The 17,779-nt window shown below is 41.5% G+C and carries 18 protein-coding genes; all 18 read right to left on the bottom strand.

Annotated features, from left to right (window positions below; genetic code table 11):
* Window positions 1–259 precede the first annotated feature (259 nt).
* Window positions 260–580: a hypothetical protein gene (locus HZY94_RS05780; RefSeq protein ID WP_179925396.1), complete on the bottom strand. Its 321-nt coding sequence runs from the start codon at window positions 578–580 to the stop codon at window positions 260–262.
* 5 nt (window positions 581–585) lie between these two features.
* Complete coding sequence (locus HZY94_RS05775) at window positions 586–843, bottom strand: hypothetical protein (RefSeq protein ID WP_228064570.1); 258 nt, start codon at window positions 841–843, stop codon at window positions 586–588.
* Window positions 844–969: 126 nt separating this feature from the next.
* Window positions 970–1,653, bottom strand: coding sequence for a hypothetical protein (locus tag HZY94_RS05770; RefSeq protein ID WP_179925394.1), 684 nt, complete (start codon window positions 1,651–1,653; stop codon window positions 970–972).
* On the bottom strand, window positions 1,650–2,306 hold the full coding sequence (locus HZY94_RS05765) for a hypothetical protein (protein WP_179925393.1): 657 nt from the start codon (window positions 2,304–2,306) through the stop codon (window positions 1,650–1,652). Before HZY94_RS05765 ends, HZY94_RS05770 begins: the two co-directional genes overlap by 4 nt.
* A gap of 10 nt (window positions 2,307–2,316) precedes the next feature.
* The gene (locus HZY94_RS05760) at window positions 2,317–3,924 is read right to left on the bottom strand and encodes a phage tail tip lysozyme (protein ID WP_179925392.1); all 1,608 of its coding nucleotides are present in this window, start codon (window positions 3,922–3,924) and stop codon (window positions 2,317–2,319) included.
* 10 nt (window positions 3,925–3,934) lie between these two features.
* On the bottom strand, window positions 3,935–4,183 hold the full coding sequence (locus tag HZY94_RS05755) for a hypothetical protein (RefSeq protein WP_179925391.1): 249 nt from the start codon (window positions 4,181–4,183) through the stop codon (window positions 3,935–3,937).
* 15 nt (window positions 4,184–4,198) lie between these two features.
* On the bottom strand, window positions 4,199–6,148 hold the full coding sequence (locus HZY94_RS05750) for a virulence factor (protein WP_179925390.1): 1,950 nt from the start codon (window positions 6,146–6,148) through the stop codon (window positions 4,199–4,201).
* Between the two features lie 10 nt (window positions 6,149–6,158).
* Complete coding sequence (locus tag HZY94_RS05745) at window positions 6,159–6,806, bottom strand: hypothetical protein (RefSeq protein WP_160332209.1); 648 nt, start codon at window positions 6,804–6,806, stop codon at window positions 6,159–6,161.
* Window positions 6,806–7,111: a DUF5592 family protein gene (locus tag HZY94_RS05740; RefSeq protein ID WP_179925389.1), complete on the bottom strand. Its 306-nt coding sequence runs from the start codon at window positions 7,109–7,111 to the stop codon at window positions 6,806–6,808. The genes HZY94_RS05745 and HZY94_RS05740 overlap by 1 nt, the downstream gene beginning before the upstream one ends.
* 87 nt (window positions 7,112–7,198) lie before the next feature.
* On the bottom strand, window positions 7,199–7,480 hold the full coding sequence (locus tag HZY94_RS05735; RefSeq protein WP_179925388.1) for a BRCT domain-containing protein: 282 nt from the start codon (window positions 7,478–7,480) through the stop codon (window positions 7,199–7,201).
* Between the two features lie 5 nt (window positions 7,481–7,485).
* The gene (locus HZY94_RS05730) at window positions 7,486–9,696 is read right to left on the bottom strand and encodes a pLS20_p028 family conjugation system transmembrane protein (RefSeq protein WP_179925387.1); all 2,211 of its coding nucleotides are present in this window, start codon (window positions 9,694–9,696) and stop codon (window positions 7,486–7,488) included.
* Between the two features lie 103 nt (window positions 9,697–9,799).
* Window positions 9,800–10,291 carry a hypothetical protein gene (locus HZY94_RS05725; protein ID WP_179925386.1) on the bottom strand — a complete coding sequence of 164 codons (492 nt, stop codon included), beginning with the start codon at window positions 10,289–10,291 and terminating at the stop codon, window positions 9,800–9,802.
* A gap of 134 nt (window positions 10,292–10,425) precedes the next feature.
* Entirely contained in the window at window positions 10,426–13,485 is a 3,060-nt protein-coding gene (locus HZY94_RS05720) for a VirD4-like conjugal transfer protein, CD1115 family (protein ID WP_179925385.1), read from the bottom strand.
* Window positions 13,478–13,711, bottom strand: a complete 234-nt coding sequence (locus HZY94_RS05715; protein WP_160332203.1) for a hypothetical protein — start codon at window positions 13,709–13,711, stop codon at window positions 13,478–13,480. The genes HZY94_RS05720 and HZY94_RS05715 overlap by 8 nt, the downstream gene beginning before the upstream one ends.
* 159 nt (window positions 13,712–13,870) lie before the next feature.
* Window positions 13,871–14,929, bottom strand: a complete 1,059-nt coding sequence (locus tag HZY94_RS05710) for a hypothetical protein (protein WP_179925384.1) — start codon at window positions 14,927–14,929, stop codon at window positions 13,871–13,873.
* 5 nt (window positions 14,930–14,934) lie between these two features.
* Window positions 14,935–15,288, bottom strand: coding sequence for a TrbC/VirB2 family protein (locus tag HZY94_RS05705; protein WP_179925383.1), 354 nt, complete (start codon window positions 15,286–15,288; stop codon window positions 14,935–14,937).
* A gap of 67 nt (window positions 15,289–15,355) precedes the next feature.
* A complete protein-coding gene (locus HZY94_RS05700) occupies window positions 15,356–17,200 on the bottom strand; it encodes an AAA family ATPase (protein ID WP_179925382.1) in 1,845 nt (614 codons plus the stop codon).
* Window positions 17,201–17,326: 126 nt separating this feature from the next.
* Window positions 17,327–17,779: group II intron maturase-specific domain-containing protein (locus HZY94_RS05695; protein ID WP_306538575.1), on the bottom strand; the 453-nt coding region annotated here is incomplete at its 5' end.

The following is a 17,779-nucleotide window of genomic DNA, read 5'->3' as shown; positions in this document are numbered from 1 at the left end:
GGTTTTATATTGTTGTATTTCAAAACTAAGCATCCATTATTTTTCAACTTTTGATTTTAAATGAGTATAACTAGTAATTCTCTTTCGTTCAGCACAATTATTCTCCTTTCAAAAGTCAGTATAGAAACTTTCCTGGAATCTGACAAATTTTTGCCGATTCGACTAAAATAGCGCCCATACTTTTAATATTCGTAAACCAATATCAATCTTTTTGAAAAGATAAAAGAGCTCTATCTCAAGGATAGAACTCTGATATAAATCAGGAACGATTCTCTTTCCATTCCTTAATCCACTCTTTTACCAAGCTATAGGCCATATAAGCCATCAGCATCCAGAAAAGCCCAATCAAAAGGGATAGAAAATCTGCGACAAAAGAAAAGTCACCTGTAAAATGAACACCTATAGCCAGTAACGCAATCGGAAGCACTAAGGCTGGCATAAAGTACATGGCCAATAATCCTAGAACCAGCAAGAAAGCCATGCTGATCCCGATCCATTGGAAGAAAAAGACAATTGTTGCAATTCCAGAAACAAACGCCAGGAACATCAGTAAAAGTATTCCAGAATAGATTCTAAACATGGTATCTAATCCCCCTTTGATTTCATTTTTCGTTGCATCTTATCCCACTCTCGGACAATGAGATTCTCCAAATACTCAGATGCTGACCTGGCTCCATAAAAAGCCACCAAATCCTCTAATTTCTCATAGCGAACATCATAGTGCAGCGCAAACGGATAACGCTGCTTTTTTTCATACACTTCGGGAGAAATAGGAGTCGCCTGTTTTCTTCTCCCTCTCAACTTTCTTACACCTGGTTGACTCGCTTTGGCTTTCACACTCATCATTTGCCTCTTTTCAAATAGAAAAGTTATATAACTTATATACTCTAATTATCCTATAAATTGCCTTTTAAGTCAATTAAAAAGAGACAATAAATTATACAACTTATCGTCCCTTTTTCAATACATCTACTGAACAAATCCATACTGAACTTCTGTCACTTTTCGATCCGAATCGCCGGATACCGTAAGAGTAAAGACCATATCACGAGTTGTTCGATAGTCGCCAGATAGATCTGCTTCATTGACATAGACCTGATAGGTAATCATAGCTACATAGGTCACCTCGGCTGCTGCTGATTTTGACCAAGACAGCCGTTCCGATCGAGTTTGAACCAATTTTGATTTAAGGCCGTTAATATCAATATCGTTGTCCTTGATCTTCCCAACTAGCTCCTTGGGGACAGGAACTCTGTAGTTAGGCGGCATAATGACCTTGAGTAGCTCCTCACTTCCCTTGGCAGCGCCTGCTTCCAAAATCTGTCTTTGCTCATCATACTCTTGGCCATTTTTCCAGGAGAAGATTGTGTTAAGATAGTCGGTCACAATCTGTTCATCCTGTTTAAGCTCGCTGAGAGGAAAGCCTAGAAAGTCCTGGACAAGTTTTTCCTGTTCCCTGGCCAGTTCTTGGCCAAGTTTTCGAGTCTCTTCTTCCTTCTTCTCCTTGAGTTTACGGGTAGACTCTAGTTCTAGGTTTGTTGAAATCAGGCTTTTAGATACAGATACCGTTAAAGGCACCAAGACAAGAAGAGCTGTCAATAAAACTACAATGATCGACCGTAAAATGATCTCTAGTTTAATCGGTTTTCTCATTGATTATCACCATCCTTCCCTTGTTCACTTGAAGAAAGGACACCAACCTCTCCTGATCCTGGTACAAAGACATCAGTCGGTGCCCACCATTCAAAAGTCTTGACCATAGACAACAATTGAAATTTATTCGCCTCCTCATTGTACCAGACCTTCATGAGAAGTACGGTTCTTCCCTCCCCATCAACAATACTAATGCTATCAGCTGCTTGGACTGTGAAGGTAAAGTCAGGGATCTGGCGATTAAGAACCATTTTCCAATCGGATCCACGGTAGAAGAAGAGTTCTCGACTCTCCCCTAATACCATGACATCATCAATCTTTTCTCTCAGTTTCTCGACTTCTTTCGCCTGCTTCTCTTTTTCAGCTGCCAATAGCTCTTTCGATAACTTGAAATACTCTTCAAAAACCGTCTTTTTCCGGTTTTCTAATTTTTCATAATTCTTTAGAGTTTGGCCTTTTTGAATAGCTTTTAGCAAGGTCTCATCCTTATTTTTCTTAGTGTCCAAGGTTACAATCGCTGCCTTTTCCCCCAGTAACTGATTCTCTATATTCTGCTTATCCTTATTAAAGCCTTGATAAATAGTAAATAGAATAATCGTTAGTATTGCTAAAGCAGCAACTGCCCCAATCTGTTTATCCCTTTTTTGGGTCATTGTCTCCTCCTTACTTCCCTTTCCCTGAGAGTCTAGGATCTTCTTTGGTTGTGCCGTCTACACGAATTTGTAATGGATTCGGTTGAATAAATTCATCTCCTAGGTAATTGGGCGCAGCTGTATCAAACCAACCAATCTCAATTCCTTCCAAGACAAGCCCTGGATCAATAATTGGATCATCAACGCTGCCACCATAGTTCTTTTCATCCAAGTTAATCCCAGTCCACAAGTTAACACCATTGGCTACCGCATCCGCATTTAGAACCCCGAAATGTAAATGAGTGAGTCCTGGGGAACCGGTATCCCCTTCTGTGCCGATTCGTTGACCCGCCTCAATCTTATCGCCAATCTGGACATTGCCATAAGCTCCATCAATCAATAGATGGGTATACTCGAGGACAACCGGTTTATCCAATCCAGTATCGGCAGGTTCACTTTTAATCAGGATCTGGCCAAAACCAGGACTCTTGCCGACAACGGTTCCGTTGTAAACTGAAAAGATCTCCCCCTTTTCCCCTTTCGGTGAGAAAGCAATTCCCCAATCTGCTACAACATCAATCCCATTGTGCGTACTGAATCCAAAGTTTGCAGCCGCTATCGTCCGAGCTTTGTTGTAAGTCCGAAAAGCTGCTGTCCAATAGTAATCATGGTTATAGGGGTGCCCACCCTTACCTTTGGCAGAGGAGGAGGATTTCCCACAGTTATTCGTATTCTTTTCAGAATTTTTCTGAGCCGACATAGTATTGGCCTGGCTAATAATCGATTTCCCATAGTCCGTGTCCACCTTCTCCTTACCAAGGCGAACAGCCCAGTTTGTCGCATATTGTTGCCGCTGATCTAGATGAACCAAACCACCTCCGCCTGGAGCTTGTCCAGCATACTCATAGTGATTGAGCCAAATGGCAGCTCCTTCGGCTGGCGAACTAGCTGCAGGCATGGCCTTAATTTTTTCCAAGCGCTTATAATAATAGTCACCTTCGGCCGTATAGGGCTTGAAAAATTCGCTGCTATCTGAGAAGGCAAACAACAAGATACTATCAATATCGGCCTTAGTTTTCTTATTAGCATCTGCCCAATCAAAATAGGGCATAACCCCGTTGTAACCAGTCCATTGCCAGATACCAAAACCAACCCAGTGACTGCCATCAGGGGAACCACCTCGGTAACCTTCATCACTAAGGCCGCCTCCATAAGCAGCAATCACCGAATTAAATCCGTTCACAAACAAGGCCTCCGCCTTGGTACCATGTTTCTGAATCTCTCTCACAGCATCCTCAACACTATTGGCATTCGCCCAGTAACTCCAAAGGTGATTCAGCTCCACAAAAGGCGGCATCAAGGAACTTTCTTGTTCCGCATTTCCAATCGCCCCATAGGCCTTATTTTCATCTAGGCCATATTCTAAAGCGACCGCTTGAATCTTTTTAGCGACTACCAGTTGATCTTCTGTCACACTGGTTCCTTCTGGAGCTTGAGCAGCAGTGCCAGAACTAGTAGCAGCTGCTGAACAATCGGCATCCTGACCTCCCGAAATAGCTCCAAAAATACCAGCCAGGAGAGTAACCCCCATCCAAAGAATAACGATAAAAACAGAGAGACTAGCTAACCATTTTTTCATCGTTCAATCCTCACCAAAGATTCAAAATCGTTCTTAAAATAGCGTAAAAAACTAGAAAAACAAGAACAGCAACCCCTAACTTTTTCAGAGATTGGATAAACTCTTGATCTCTTTGTTTTTGTGCCTCTAAGCGTTCCGGATCAGATTCTTCAGAGGCAAAATAGGACTTTTCTTTCTCCATGACAGCTTTCCGAATAGCAATCCCACTCTTAACAGAAGCTACTGTTCTTCCAACAAATCCAAAAATATTACGTGACATGATGACTTCCTTTCCTTATTGAATCCCACCGTAGCGGCCTAGTTCTGGTGCTAACAACTGCTGGTTGAAAACCAGGTTCCCCACCCCAGCAATATTCAAAAACAACTGCCCCTTAATCAAACGTGGCAAAGTTTCCAATTCTGACTGATTCATCGATCCTGCCAGGGCTTGAGCCAACAAAGGGATACTGGTTTCATCGGTTTGAGCAAAAACTCTATACTGCATCAAGCCGAAAATCCGCTGCACGGCTGTTACATAAGGATCCTTATGACTACCTTGACCTCCCTCAAAAAGAATCCCTCGAAGCGAGTTCACAGATAGAACGACACCTGCAAAGTTATCCCCCATAGAATCAATAATATCTGCTAAAAGCTCCACACTACTTTCATACTTAGGATTAATCAGGGTCTGAGCCTCACTAATATTTACAATGTAGTGCTGCATATCCATCTCCGATAGAGAAGGATTCTCTTTCATCAGTTGTTTACAGCGTTTCCCGTTATTGACAATATCTGCCGATACTAGGGAGAGCACAGAGAAGATTTGAGCATTTAAAAGTTGCGGCGTTCCCTTTAATCCCGAAAAATCAAAAGTCACCACTTGTTCAGAGGTAATATCTCGAAACTCTGTTGTCCCTTCAAAAATATCCGCATGAGTTGTCAGAAGTTCGTTAAACGTATTGTAGATTCGTTTGACCGAAGCCAATTCCGACTCATTGGAACTCTTCTTCTGTTCCAGCTGCCGCCGGTAATCATCAACATACAAGACAAAATCCGATAGAATCGGATATTCTTCATTGACTAGATCAGTCGCCTTGAGCCTCTCCGGATGTAATTTCGGATTTCGAGCCCACAACCCCTCTGAGATATAAAAATCATTTAAGAGGGTTCCAAAAGTGGTTAAATCATCGCCGCTAACATCCTCATTCAAGAGCTTGAAAATACTCTTCAATTTTTGCGTATGCAGGTTATAGGATTTTTTCTTATCGACCTCTGTCCCGTCTTCGTTAGTGACTGTTGGAAATACTTGAAAAATATTGATGCGGTTAGCTTCTCCTGATAAATCCAAAATCAAGCCATGTTGTTGCCGAGTCTGATCTAAGAAAGTCCCGTTGGCATCAAAATTCCGAATAAACTGCCCTTTAGCGTAAAGACCATCTGTATGCTTTAACAAAAATGATCGCTGTCCCATTTTGGGGTTCCCCGATAAAATCATAAAGGAACGAGTCCGCCGGTCATTCCGCTCTAAGAAATTAAAGTTGACCGCTCCCTTGGTGGGAGTCCAACCAAGATAGACCCCTCGCTGATCCTCGAGCTTGGTATGGTTAAAGAAATAGCCGCCCGCCACATCATGAGCAGGAACAGGAATCCCCCTGCGACTGTTTGGCAGATCAATCTGGTATTTAGCTGGAATGAAGGGAGAATGGTATTCAAAATCCAGCTCCCCTGCAAGAATTGTTGACTTGAAGTTAGAAGTCTTATCCTTAACCTCATCGACTTTTCTAAATAACTCACTCTCTGTAGAAGCCGATAGAAACACTCGAACATACATCCCTAGCATGGCAATATTCTTCTTGTCAATTTCTCGGTTCAGCAGTTCCAAGTCTCGGATTTCATCAAGTTCTTTCTGGTTATTGGCTATCTTGCTATTCCCAGTAATTCGAGTCCACTTTTCTTCAATCGAATCCGGAATTTCTTGAGCCAAGACCCGATTATTTTCCCGATAAAGAGACAAGAAGGCTCTGGTTCCTGGATTCAATAATAGTTCCGACAACCAAAAGCGATCCAGATCTTTAGAAGGGTATTCGTAAAAATGAAGAACTGTATGATACCCATCACCACTAATCCAGTAACGATCATTTTTCCGGAAATCAATATTGCCTTGTGGTTGAATCTGACTCAAAAAAGCTAAATCATAGCCCTGGGATCTGAGCTTCCGCTGTTTTCTTTTTGATAAACTAGGCATCTTCTACCTCCTATACCTTCTCATTCATGTTGTTATACTGCTTCATAATTTGTACCTTCTTGTCATAGCTAATTTCTTGAGGAACAAAATCATTATTGCCATACGTTTTAGCCTTCCGAACCAGATCATCTAGTTCCATCGTTGTAGGTGCAAACAACCATAAAATAAACTCTGTATTGTAAATTTCCTGTTGAATACTTTCTTCAACACGAATTTGATTAAGCAACAACTCCTCTCGATCTTGCAGCTGAAGATACCGCCGGCTATCTACAGGCAACTTGGCCTTCTCCTCCCGAACCAGGCTCAAATGATGCCGTAAATCAGTAATCTGGGGAGCTGTATTGGTCGGTAAGGTTGTCGTCTCAATCTGAATATCTGTATTAAAATCAGAAAGCCACTTTTCAAAATTTTGAATGGTACGCATCATCTCATTCCAGGACAGGGAGCCTAAATCTTTACCTGGTATTTCCATCAATTGGAGATAACCCAAATCTACCAGTTGGATATAGGCTTGTTGGTTGGGAATAATCGACTTTACATCCAGTAAATCAACACAGGAATTCAAGTCAAAATAAGACTCCGAATAGCCTTTTCGCTCAGATACCCGCCCCAAGGGCTTTTTGTTTTCAACCGGTTTTTCAGCTTTTCGAATAGCCATTACAATTTTCCCCCTCGAATATAATTTAAACTGACATAGCGTTTGCGCCGCCGTCTAAAAAACAAGTACATACTATTCCAATTCTTCTTCCCGCCATTGGTAGGAAGAATCAGGTACAGACTCAAAACCGGACTCAAAATGATAAAAAGCAGCATTTGAGCCCACTGACTCGGTGGAAATACCTTCAATGCAAAGGACAAAGCCATAACACCTGAACCTCCCACAAAGACAAGATCGACCATAAACAATCCAATAATTTTGACCCGAGCATAAATATCTCTAGGTACGCCATATTTCTCATCCATAACTTCCTCCCCATTCTTTTGCCTCTATGGTAAAAAATAAAACCAATATCTCTTGTAAAGAGTCACTTCACTGCAAAAAAAGAAGTCTCATCTCTGAGACTCCTTTACTAACTGAAAAAATCGATCCTGCGTCACAATTTCAATCACTTGCCCCTCTGCTATCCTTCGCATAGCTGCCTGGTACTTCTTGGATCGCTTCTCTGGTTGAAAGAGATCCAATTGGCGGTGACCTGTGATCAAAATATTTGTAGCCGCTGAAATATAAGTATGTACAATTGCACCCCTAGCTTCAAGCAAACGAATAGCATCCTTACGACTAAGCGGCCGCAGACTCCCCGTAATAACAACTATCTTATCTTTAAAATCCATTCTCTCTACCCCTCATCTTCATCAAATCCTAGACCTTGTAACGGACTTTGATTTGGCATCTGTTGAACCGCTTGATTCATCTGTTGGTTCATTGCCTGGAATTCTTGGCCAGATTGTCTGAGGTGTTCACTAGGAGCGCCTAGAGGATCAACCCGAGAGCCCTCATTAGGAATAGAAGATGCTTGGCTTGGTGATAGAGCATCTAGACTTGTCTCCGGATAAAGGTTCGGAGCGCTCGCATTGGAATAATTTCCAGCACCTACAGGACTAGGATCACTAATACCTGTAAAATCAGGAGCTGAAAGATCTGTTGCCGCCAAGGTAGGATCTGTGATTCCTCCACCGGATGAACTACTGTCTGTCCCTAAAGACGAACCGTTACCAGAGGCAGAATCTGAGAAGAGAGGCGCTCCCCCATAATACCCAGAGCGATTCAAACCATAATCAGCATTGGCACTCATCCTAGAATTGAAGCCTACTTTAGGTTCAGCTGCTGGATTTTTAAAGGCAGCATAAGTCGCATCGTGACCTGCCTGCTCTTTCTGACTTAGATTATCTGCGACACCTCCAGCAAAATCCTTCACCTTCCCAACTGCATCTTGCCCCATCGCATCGGCCAGGTTGACCATGTTACTTAATCCGCCAGTTGCAGTATTCACAAAACCTTGATCTTTTACAGCATCACCAAAACCTCGAATACCTCCACCTGTAGCGGCTAGACTGTTTCCGATAACCCGACTTCCTCCAGCTACAAAGTCAGGCACAGCCCCTGCAAGATTAGCTCCCATACCAGCTGCAGCCAGAGCACCATGCCCAAATCCACGAGCGCCATTGAAAAGCGCATTTCCAGCCATCACAGAACTCATCAATTGTTGAGCTGAATCGCTTTGAGCTGTAGACACACCCAACCAACGTTCGACCATGGCAATTCCTTGCATAGTCGCATAGAACAAGCCTAGATAGACGAAAGAAGCCGATAATACCTGTTCCCACATATTTAGCCGATCAAAGAATCCACCTGATAGTTTGGTAATAGCAGAGACAGACAAGGTTGGTAAATCTCTACAAATTTCTAAAACAACTCGAATGATAATCACCTCAAACATAATCCCTGCTAGAGCACCTCCAATAGTCCTCAGTAATTCTTTATACTTTGTAGAGTTAGAAACAGAGCTATAGCCCACAATGGGAGAAATCATAGCCTGAATGGTAATATCAAAAACTGATTTAACAAATTTAAAAGCCATAGTACCCAACAGAACCATTAGAATACCAAATTGAATAAACATTCCAATCCAGTTTACTTTGTATCTCATGTAAACAGGTTCCAATGAATTTAATCCCTTCGCAAAACGATGTTCTGTGATGGTCTCAACACCTGTCTGGTTAGCGTCTAACTTATGAAGAAACAATCCTTTAATACCAGTATCTTTCTTACCATCTCGCTTATTCATTTGATCCAATACCACACTATTTGTAGCACCATAAGTAGCTGCAAAATCAATTTTCGTCACAAAGTCCGTCGTATCTCTTTTTACTGGATCGTCTGTAATATTATTGACGGGAGTTGAGCCTTTCTGAACAGGTTTAATATAGCCATAACGATCTAAGGGAAATAACTCTGTTGAAAAATCATTGTCCACCAGAATCTTTAAATCAACCACATTATTTTTGATAGGTTGAATAGCTAAAGACGAATAATCTTCCTTACCAGAAGACAGGGTTTGAATCGCTCGGGCATCCTCAGCCATAGCCTGTGTGATAGTAGTTAGACCTAGAGGCAAAGCCGTCGTCATAAAGGTGACCAACAAGAAATTCGTAATCACATTTTTATACTTCACAGGCTTTGTGAAGACTCCCAGTAAAGCCGAAACAATCAGTACCAAGGTAAATATGCTTATCCCAAGCACTTGGAACCAGTAATAAAATTGACCAATCAAAGTTGAATTATCACCTAGATAGCCAAATAAACCAAACAACTTGAACATATTATTAAACACATGTTCTAAGCTAACCGTGATTTGATAAAAAACCTTGGCAATACTTCCTGGTAGATAAGCTAAATAGGATAAAAATACTGAGGCAGACTCCAAATAATTCCCCCAGTAGGAATAAAACTCTGCCAATTTTGCAGCATTTTCGTCTACAATATCGTTATTCATGAAGTCTGCCCCGCCCATATCATTGACAAGATCGGAAAAAGTATTATATCTCATGAAAGAATCCTCCAATTTCTATTTGGTGATTCCATCATAAGGAATAATTTAAAAATCTCTTTTAAAGGGCAACAAAAAAGCCTCATTTCTGAGACTTTCATTTTTAATCCGCTACACCGGAAAAATCATAATAAGCATTCTCATACTTATATCCTCGGCGAAGCTCGATAACCCGGATATTTTTACCACCATTTTGTAAAGCAACCTGGTAATAAGCACCAGCCTTTTCAGGAGTATCAGCACTATCTCCTACAGCAATTGTAAAATTATCCGTTTCTTTTAACTCTTTTTCAAGGTCAACTAAAGCTCCTCTATATTTAGAAGGAATTTTCTTAACTTGATCATCCGGAACAACTCCATATTTGATTTCTTCACCGTGACTATTCTTGATTAATTTCTTACTTTTATCAAAAGTTAAAGTATCTCCACCTGCTCTAAAATCTAATCCTTCATACCCAGATTCCTGCGAATATCCTGTATAGCTATCTTTCAATACGTTTTTTTCAAGATCTTCTGGTGATTTTGCGCCACAGGCAGCTAGGAAGAAAATAACGAGACCACAAACTACTAAACGAGCAACTTTCCCTACTTTCATACCATTTCTCCTTTTACTTTTCTAGCCTTATTATAGCCAATAGCGAGCTAAAAAGCAAAGTTATATAATTTAAAATCCCAAAAAAACTGAACAGAGTTAGATCCCTGCTCAGTTCTAGTAACTGTCATTAAAATCTACATCACATCATCCACAAAGAAATCATCTCCTAGGAAACTCTCCTCATAACCAGGTAAAGCATCGCCGCCCATCACACTAGCTACTACGGCTTCAAATAATTCTTCAGTCGACTGGACTGCTTGGGGCTGCCCTTGAATCTGAGTCCTGCCTCGACCTGCTAATTTTGGACTCTCTCCTGTATTGCTGCCGAGGCCAGCATTGAAGCGATGCCGCCAGTCGATCAGATTTTTAAAGGCTCCTTCACCATCAATGGCCACATCTTGTAAATTCAAGTTCCGGTGTTCACTGTCAACTGGAATATCCGCCAAGTTCATAGACTGGTCAAACTCTTCTTGTAGGAACATGTAACGATAAGGTAGGCTAGTCTTGTCATGAAGGAAAATCGGATCAGTCGTTACCTTGTGGCCTCGATTACTCCGACCTTTGACACCTCGTAGAATAACTGCTTCCCCCTCTTGGAGTTTGGCCAATTGTGTCGGAGTTAAAAGTTCTTGTCGAACATGATCAACGGAAACATTTGGATTCGCCTCATCCAAAATATTGCTTGAGCGTCGTCTCCGAGTAATAGTTCGACTGCCTAGGCGCTTGCTGAAACGTTCATTGGTTTCTTGTGACGTCGACTTAATATAGCCCTGAAGTGAACAGTTATCCTGAATCGTTTTAGCTACGTTCTCACCGTACTCAGCCACCAGCTGCTCCAAATTTTGAATCCAGAGATAATACAAGATATTCTGGCCAAGACCAATTGAAATTTTAGTGTCCATGTTCGGAACGGCTGGCATGTTTGTAAACTCATCTAGGACATGGAGAATCCGATTGATACATTTGCGGCCATTCGATAAGGCCAGCTCATAATTGGCATTGAACAATTGATCTAGGAAGAGCGAAACAATCGAATTGTATTCGGTTCGATTGGGAGGAGTCACTAAATAAATAATTTTTGGATTGTCTGAGTAAATCAACTCCACATCCTGCTCCTGAATCAAGGATTGACCCGCTTCATCAATCGAGATGCTAATTCCTTTGAGAGCCGGCTTGCCTGTGTAGAAATCCAGCTCCCCGTAGATTTTTTCAGCTGAAAATTGAAACTCTACAGAACGAATAGCTGAAGTTCCATTATTGTCATGATCAAAATCGATCAAGAACATAAATTGATTAGGCAATTTAGGAGCAATACAGTAGGTCAGATAACCTTCCGCATCAATTAAGGCTGTCGCATTTTGAACATAGACTTTACCGTTTCTAGCATCTTTAATGCTAATTCTAGCGGTTTTATGGGTAAACTCATTCTCCATCAAACGGTTCCGACTAGAACGAAGCTTGACCGATAAGCGCCTTGGAAATCCCACCGATTCCAAATCAATAGAATTTTTAGAAGTCAACTTGGCCACATTGTCTTGAAGGAATAGGTTGATTCCTGTCATCATGCTGGAGTAGACATTTCCTTTTGTCTCATCGCCTCCAAAATCCGAAGCTCGGAACTCCATGTCCGCCATCTGTCTAAATTTAGAGAATTGATTTTGATTGACTTTCCGGAGATTATCAAAATAAACGGTTAGCTTAGACTTCTTCCAAACACTCTGTCCTTTTTCTGGGTTTTCAACGATTTCCCCATCACTATCTACAAATACATCCTCTGATCCCAAATTCGCCAAAAATTTAGCAATATTGTGGATGGTAATGGTGTCCCAGGCATCCTCCTCGCCATTTTTAAAGGTCTTATTAGCTCGATCTATAAGTGCCATAGTCAAGGCATTAAACAAGGAAATAGAGGATTTCCGGAAGTATTCTGAGTTACCCTTGCCTCCGCCTTTTGGCTGCGGAAAAATCGCTTCTGCAACGGCATTGACACGAGTCTGAGCTTTTTCATAGTAGCCACGTTTCGCAGCCGAAATTGCTAACTCCAAAGGATTATAGGACATCGACCAATCCATATTCTGGAAGGACAAAACTTCGACATCATAGCCACGCTTTCGCATGGTTTTATAAGAAGCTTGATAGTGTTCTCCCTTCGGATCCTGAATGACCATCGAAGGCTGCTTCTCTGCTCGACTATTAATATCGATAATTGGAGCTACACGGCTTTCCCCTTTACCAGATCGGGTGATCCCAATATCCAAAAGATTAACCGTAGCATCTTCTATATAGTAATCCCCAGATACTTGCCCTAAATTTCCTAAGATCCTCTGTGCCTGATAGATATACCTACCAACTGTTCGATTCTGCCACTTCATCTGAGAAGCTAAGGTTACACCAGCTAAATTTTTTCTCGTTTCATGTAGAACAGGCACCCCACCATCACCTGGATAAGTCAAGCTCTTGTTTGGGACTTTCTTGTACTGCTGATGAATCTCTTTAGTAGTCGCAAAGCGATCGTCCCCTTCCTCATTATGATTGTAATCACGATACTGCTCAAAATTAATCCAAGCGGATCTCCAAGCAGCGATTAAACCTAAAGTAAAAATTGGAAAAGCTAGAATTGGAGACAGGACAAATACCCGTGCATTCAAAAGATTTTGGATCAACAAACTCGTCCAGTCAAAGGCTCTATAGAGACTTTCATCCTTAATTGATAAAACCATGAAATAGAGATAGGGAATAATCGCTCGAAGAACGGTCACTAAATAACTTGTCAGTAAAAAAGCAAGGAAGCTAAAGCCAAGCCCCATGTAAATAAAGCTCTGGAAGGTTTTAAAAGCTAGAATCGGTTTGACCTCTTTGTTGAACCGTTTCCGCTCACGGCCTATGAAAGGGAGGGCATAAACTAGACGAAAAAGGAGGTTTACTAACCACAGACCGATATAAGTTGGTAGCCATAATAAAACCTTCCGCCAAGTCTCTACTTTCTTCAAACTTTTCAATTGAATGAGAATCTTCCTTGGATCTCTAACAGCAGCAACTAGAAATTTGCTGAGTCTATGAATAGACGGCCATCCAATTTTTAAGCCCCTATATCCCAAATAGCTCACTAAACTTAGTAGGATGATAAATAAGACCGTGTTTTTCTTGAACAACTGCATGAGTATATAAAGCGATATTTCAAGTAAATCAATCAATCTGTTCTACCTCCCTCCTAGGAGCAGAGAATCCCGAAAACAAAAAGATTTGTAATTGAATTTCTGGGGAAGCCGCCCAGTATCTCTTGAGGTAATTCCCCATCCATTGCTGGCAATCATAGGTAAAAACCTGTAGATGGCAACAACTCATCTGTCTTAAATAACTAGCTGCCTGCAGAGAATCCGCCAGCAGATCGTCAATAAAATGATCTTGTAGACTATCCATACTGTATCCTTTCTGATGCGTATTTCTCCCTTAGTCTACAAAATAATCCTCAAATAGTTTCTAAAGGTACAGCTAAAGGATATGCACAAAAAGTTATATAACTTAATGAACAACTTCTTGTACAAAAAAGCAGCAAGTCCTTCACCTGCTGCTGTTCAACTATTCTTCTGATTTCAAATACTCAGTTTCTCGGGGTTCTCGAACAATGATATAGCCGTATTTAGCGGAATCCTTTTTCTGAATCGAAAAGGTTTGTCGAAGACTGGTCAGCTTATCTTCCTGTTTCAAAGATAAAACATAAGTCACCTCATATTCATCCTTGTCCGAATCATAGTCGATTTTCTCCAACAAAACTGACTGTAAGCGGCCTTCCTGAGGAGCCGTGTATTTAGCATCCCCATCAGAAAGAAAGTCAACCAATACTTCCTTGTTGCCAGAATAATAGCTGGTTAAGAAGTAGCGACTAAAGACATCCACTTCATTTTCAGTTGAAAGAGTTGTCTTTAAATCCTTTAATTCTTTATAGAGATAGTTGAGTTGCTCTGTTTTCTGCGACAAGTGACTCATCGTCCAGGCAGATAATCCAAAACCAGTCCCCGCTAATAATCCCAGAATACTCAGTAGAAGATAAACTTTTTTGAGCGATGGAATTGTTGACTCTGCGACTGAAGAAGGCTGCTCTGTTATTGGTTGGACAGGAACCCTGGAAACTTCCTCACCTTCAACTGGAAAAATTGGAAGCGAAGAATCCAATAAATCGAGACTCTGCTTATAGACTGGATAAATCTGATTCTCAAAGTATTCCCGCTTCTCTTGATAGCTATAATCCTCAAAATCTGGGTGGGTCAAAATCGACTGAATGAGAGGCAATAAGACATTCTGATAGTCCGAATCGATAATCAAGGGACTCGCAAAGACTTCTCCCTCCGTCACTACTTCCTTCCCTTTCAGATGGGCAATGGCAACCTTTTTGAATTGATACTGTCCATAAACCTCTCTAAGCTCTGAAAATAGAACTTCTGCTTGATGAAAGGTCAGATAAGGAAGCCTTTCTTCAATTGCATGATCAAAAATTTCCAGGTATCTCTGATCTAACTCTTCAATAACCCGTAAAAGTTCCGGATCATCTTCCGGAGACTTACCATCCAGCCAGCTTATTTCAAGAAATAGATCATCACTGATCAAGGGTCTCGATTTTTTTAATAAGGGAAAGTTCATCTAGATTACCCCGATCCCTTCACAAAACCAGCGAGCCACGTTATGATACTTACTCCAGCAAATACTACCACAACTGCAAGCGCAATTGCCCACCAATACTCTTTAATCTTAGCTCTAATTTCACGACCGCCAAATCCGTAAATAAGTCCTGTCACAACCAGAGCGAGTGAAAAGATACCGATAGCAATTCCCTGGAATTTTGTAACTCCTTGATTGGATAAAGTATTTACCTTTGCAAAGGGATCGTCCGCAGACACCGATGTAGGAAGTACTGAAGCTAGAAAAGTAGCAAAGGGTATTGCCACAAAGTCTAGCTTTTCTTTTACCTTCTTAAACGGATTTGTCAAATGATATTTCATAAATGTCCTCCTTTTTTTCTTTGACAGTAGCAGTATACAGAATCATAAGCGAAACGCTTATAAAGGGTCACATCACTGATTCATTTAAAAATAAATCATCAGACTGAATATCAAAACGAATCTCTCGCTGATCAATCCGATGATATTCATCAGGGGCTTCTCCATCGATCCAGGCATAGATACGGTGAGCCAAGCCATTGTCTTCTAAATCAAGGCTCATTTTGGCTATCGGGGCTAAAATCTTCTGTTTGATAATCCGCTCCAAAGGCCGTGCCCCATTCTCTACATCCGTTCCGACATCTGACAAATAATCGACTAGCTCAGGCGAATAAGCAAACAAAAGCTGTTTATTGGCCATTCTCTCCTTCATTTTTTGAAGGTTCTTCACAATAATTTCCTTCCCAACCGTTTCATCTAGCATATTAAAAATCAGCTTATGCTCGATTCGGTTCAAAAATTCAGGACGGAACTCTGTTCTTAACTCTGTCCCCATGCTTTTCTCAAACTGTTTCCGATCCCTGGCCGTTAAATCCTTAAAACTGCCCTTCAGTTCATACTGCTTGATAATCTTTTGCGCCCCGATATTAGTTGTAATCACAACAATGGTATTCTTAAAACTCACCAGCCGCCCTGAAGAATCCGTCAAGCGTCCATCATCCAGCACCTGAAGAAACAGGTCTACAACCTCCCCGTTTGCCTTCTCAATCTCATCAATCAATAGTACGCAGTAAGGCTTCCGTTTGACTCCCTCTGTCAACAAGCCCTTAGTCCCTGTTTTTCGGTCTCCTATTAGCTTTGTGACATCCTCTTTCTGCTTATATTCAGACATATCAAAACGAATCATAGCGGCTTCATCATCAAAAAGTCCCTCTGCCAAGGCTTTGGCTAACTCGGTCTTCCCGACACCAGTCGATCCCAAAAAGAGAAAAGAAGAGATTGGCTTGTGTTCATCCTGTAGCCCTGCCTGGGCAATGGTAACCGCATTAATCACTGTATCCACGGCCTCATCCTGTCCCTTGACCCGCTCCATAATCTTTGTTTTTAAACCTGCTAGCCGTTCTCGATCGGCTTTTAAAATCGTGGTGACTGGTATTCCTGTCTTATCCTTAATCACTTGTGCAATTTCTCGATCCGTAATCAGATTCAGATTTTCAGCTGAAGCAATTGTTGCTGCCTCATCAATCAGATCAAAAGCCTTATCCGGTAAAAAACGATCTGTTAGATAGCGAACTGATAGTAGAACGGCTTGTCTCACTGCCTCATCACTAATATTTACCTGATGAAAGTTCTCATAAATGAATTTTGCCTGCTTTAAAATCTCAATGGCTTGGGGAATGGTCGGCTCCGCCACCATCACAGGCTGCATCCGTCTCTCTAACGCTCGATCCGTTTCAACATACTCATGAAATTCATCGAGTGTTGTAGCTCCAATCAACTGAATATCTCCCCGGGCTAAGGCAGGCTTAATAACATTCCCGGCATCCAGCGCCTGACCTTCTTGACTGCCAGCGCCCACAATTGTATGAAGCTCATCAATAAAGAGAAGATTCTCCCCTCTCGTTTCAATCATCTCCTCAATAATCTTTTTAAACTTCACAATGAAGCCCCCATCAGCTTCTGACATCAAACTGGACAACTCCAATGATCGAACCGTTAAATTCCTCAACCTAGGGGCAACCTCACCTCTTAAAATGGCCAAGGCCAGCCCTTCAACAATCGCAGTCTTTCCGACTCCAGCCTCCCCCACTAAAATGGGATTATTCTTGCTTCGTCTGAGTAAGGAGATTTGAACCGCCCGGATCTCTTTTTCTCGACCGTAAACCTGATAATCTTCGGACTTTTTAGCAACTTTCTCGGATAAATTATCCGTATATTTCTCTAAAAATGGTGTTGCCTGCTTCACTTCTTTCATCTTATTCCTCCTTTAATAATTCCATCATAAGGAATATTTTCAAAATCTCTTGCAAAGGGCAATCGAGTAGAGGCTAATTTCTAGTCCCTCTCACACCACCGTGCGTGCCGTTCGGCACACGGCGGTTCAACTAACTTTTAACGCATGTCGTTTAAGATAGAAATCTAGACAAGAAACCAGTCCTCTTTTAGTAAGGGCTGGTTTTGATATAGCTCGCTTTAAGACTGACTTTTGTGCCACTAGTTGATAGTGGTTACCCCAGCCAGATACTTTATCGGCTATCCATTTCGGAACACCTAGTTTCAGAAGTCCCCATAGTCGTCTCGATTTTTTCTTCCATTGCTTCCAGATAATGACTCGGATACGAGTTCGTAAACGCTCATCTATTTGCGTCAGTATCGTCTTCATATTACCAAGTGAGAAGTAATTTACCCAACCGCGGATAACCCAATTTAATCGTTCAATCCGTGTCGTTAGGTCAATGCTCCACTTCCTCGTCGTTAGTCGCTTCAGCTTGCGCTTAAAACTCTGTACACTATCTTGATGGGGACGGCATTTCCAGCCTTTCGGAGATTTCCA

Source organism: Streptococcus danieliae (genome assembly GCF_013415245.1).
GTDB lineage: Bacteria > Bacillota > Bacilli > Lactobacillales > Streptococcaceae > Streptococcus > Streptococcus danieliae_A.
The sequence above is the reverse complement of the archived record's forward strand: the minus strand, read 5'-3'. Positions and strand labels throughout refer to the sequence as shown.